The sequence below is a fragment of the Streptomyces sp. genome (assembly GCF_036566765.1).
Taxonomy (GTDB): Bacteria; Actinomycetota; Actinomycetes; order Streptomycetales; family Streptomycetaceae; genus Streptomyces.
Genome location: NZ_DATCVQ010000162.1, coordinates 1 through 3131, shown reverse-complemented (window position 1 = coordinate 3131; position 3131 = coordinate 1). Strand labels below are relative to the sequence as shown.

The 3131-nt window shown below is 73.8% G+C and carries 1 protein-coding gene; it reads left to right on the top strand.

The genetic code is table 11. The features are described from left to right. On the top strand, positions 1-3131 hold a 3131-nt coding region (locus VIU94_RS08655; protein ID WP_331909291.1), incomplete at both ends, for an SAV_2336 N-terminal domain-related protein.

Genomic DNA, 3131 nt, shown 5'->3' with positions numbered 1-3131 from the left:
GACGGGCGCGACGCGCCGCCCGCCGAGGAGACGGAGGAGGAGCGGGCCACGCGGCTGTTCCTGCCGGGCCCCGACGCGGAGCCCGCGGAGGAGGAGCAGCCGGAGGACGGCGGCGAGGCCGCGACCGAGCGGGCCAGGCCGGTCCGGGTCGCCGGTCCGGCGACCCTGCCGCGCCGTCGCGAACTCGCGCGTGCACTGCGGCCGTTGAAGCGTCGGGTGCCGTCGGCGGTGCGCACCGTTCTCGACGAGGACGCCACCGCCGGCCGGATCGCCGAACACCGCCACTGGCTGCCGGTGCTCGTTCCGGCCGCCGACCGCTGGCTCGACGTCTCGCTCGTCCTGGACGCGTACGACGGCGGGGCGGCGTTCTGGGAGCCGCTCGGCCACGAACTGCGGCTGCTGCTGGAGCGGTTGGGCGCGTTCCGCGACGTACGGCTGCACCATCTGCTCGCCCGCCCGGACGGCTCGGCGGGCCTGAGAGCGACTTCTGCCACGCCCGGACACCAGCTGCGCGCGCCGGCGTCGGCCGTCGACCCGACCGGCCGGACGCTGACCCTGGTCCTCACGGACGGCGTGTCCCCCGCGTGGCGGACGGAGACCCTGCTCGGGCCGCTGCGTACGTGGGCGACAAGCGGCCCGACCGCGATCCTGCAAACCCTCCCGGAACGAGTCTGGGACGGCACGCCCCTGTCCCCCGAGCCCGCCCGCTTCCGCAGCACGGAGGCGGGCGGCCCGAACACCCGCCTGCTGTACGAGGGTTACCGCCTGGACGCGGCTCCTCCGGCGGCGGGTGCGGTGGCCGTCCCGGTGCTCGGCCTCACGCCGGACTGGCTGGCCCCGTGGGCGCGGGCGGTGGCGGGGCCCGGGGCGTACGACAGCGCGGCGGTGGTGGTCCCGGAGGCCGGGGCGTTGTCGGGTGCCGCTGCTCCGGCGGGGATTCCCGAACCCCGCGCGGGCTTCGAGGAGTTCCGGGCCCGGGCGCACCCGGAGGTGTTCCGCCTGGCCGCGTATCTGGCGGCGGCCCCGCTGAACCTGGCCGTGATGCGCACGATCCAGTCGGCGATGCTCCCAGACAGCCCGCCGTCGGACCTCGCCGAGATCGTCTACAGCGGCCTCCTGCACCGCGTCGGCGCGAGCGCCCGCACGGACGGCCCCCTGGACCGCGCGTACGACTTCGCGCCGGGCGTCCGGGAACGCCTCCTGACGACCCTCCGCCGCGACGAGGCGGACGAGGTGATCACCGCGGTCTCCGCCTACTACGAACGCCACTCCCCCGGCTTCGCCGCCCGCTTCACCGCCGCGATCACGGACCCGGAGGGTCCGTTGACGCTTCCGGTGGGCGCGCGGCACTGGGCGGAGGTGCACAACCTGGTGCGGCGGAGGCAGGGGCGGGTCGCGGCGCGGCGGGCGGAGCGGAGGGAGGAGCCCCGAGCGCGGGAGGAGCGGGAGGGCAGGCGGTTCCTGGTGACGATCGGCGTCTCGAATTGGCTGGCGGAGAAACTGATGCCGCGCCTTCCGGAAGATCTGCACCGCATCCAGGAGGCGTTCGCGCCGCTGGGCTACGAGCGGGCGTGGGCGGTCCTCAATCCGTCCGCAGCAGACCTCCGGAACCTCACGGCCTGGGTCGAGTCGTTCGACCCGCGGTCCGACGACGTGATCGTGGTGTACTTCGCGGGCTACTTCGCCGTCGAGGACGGCCGGGTCGTCCTGGGGACAGCGGACTACGTCCCGGGTGCGATGCAGGTCGCATTCGACGGGCTGCTGCGCAGCGGCGCCGGCCATGTGATGTTCCTGTTCGACGCCGATCGCCCCCAACAGCCGAGCCTCGGTCTTGAGTATCTGTTCGAGGCCGCGCCGGCGCCCACGAACGTCTGGGCGCTGACGATGCCCGTCAGCCACGCGAGTACGGACGGGAGCTACTTCTCCAAGGCGGTGTCCGAGGTGCTGCGCACCCTGAAGGCCCATCCGACGAGCCCGTTCGTACCGGTCCAGGACTTCTTTCACCGGCTGCGGCAGCTCCTGCGGAGTCAGCGGCCAGCCCTGGAGATCGAGCTCACCGCGAGCACCCCGCACGATGAACCCGCCCCGTTCTTCCCCAACCCCGCCCACGCCCCCGTTCTCCCGCCCGAGCGACTCGGGTTCATCCCGAACGTCGCCGCGCTCACGGCGCTGTCGTCGTGGGTGCGGACCGGAGCCAGCAGTACGTGCCTGGTGGTCGGCTCGCACGGCTCCGGCAAGACGATGCTCCTGACCAGCCTGATGGCGCTCGGCGACCCGAGCAGCCCGCTGCGTCGCCGGGGGCTGCCGCCGGAGGCGCGGCCGCCGACGGATGTGCGGTACGTGTCCGTGGACGATGCGCACGACGTCGTGCACGACACCGAGCGACGGATCGTCGTCGTGGCGGACGAGGTCGCCACCCCGGCCCTCGAACGCGCGCTCAACGACTTGGCGGCCCTGCCGCATGTCCTGGTCGTCGCCTCGGCGCTTCCCGAGGAAGTGCCGGCGCTGGACGGCGAGCCCGTCGTCGTGGACCTCGACAGCCCGGAGTACCGGATTCCCACGGAGCCCTTCGTCCGGTTCCTGCTCGCGGGGAGCCAGGCCGGCCCGGACGAGGTCGAGGTGCTCACCGAGCAGATCACGCTCCTGTCCGGCGACTCCCGGACCCTGGCCGGTCTGCTGGCCCGACAGGTCCGGGAACGGACCGGCACGCAGCGGGGCTTCGGTGGTATCAGGCTGCCGGAGGTCCGTCGCGCTCTGGACGCGTACATCAAGGACTTCGGCGCCGACGCGCTGATGGCCCGACGCATGCTGCACGCCCTGGCGTACGCCGCGGGCGGCGGTGTCCCCCTCGCGGAATGGCGGACCATGACGACCGCGCTGTTCGGCGGGCGGTGCGACGCCCAGGATGTCGAGAGGCTCGCGTCTCAGCCCCAAGGACTGACCGTGATGTCGGCCGGACCCGACGGAGTCTGGTTCCGGCTCCCGCATCCGGCGCTCGCGGACGCGCTGCGGAGCGACGACGACCAGGTCGCGAACCAGGCGGCGATCACCCGTGCGCTGATCCGCCTGGTGCCTACGCGTCCTGGCGACTCGGGCCCCGACTGGCCCCGGGCCGGCCGCTACGCCCGTCG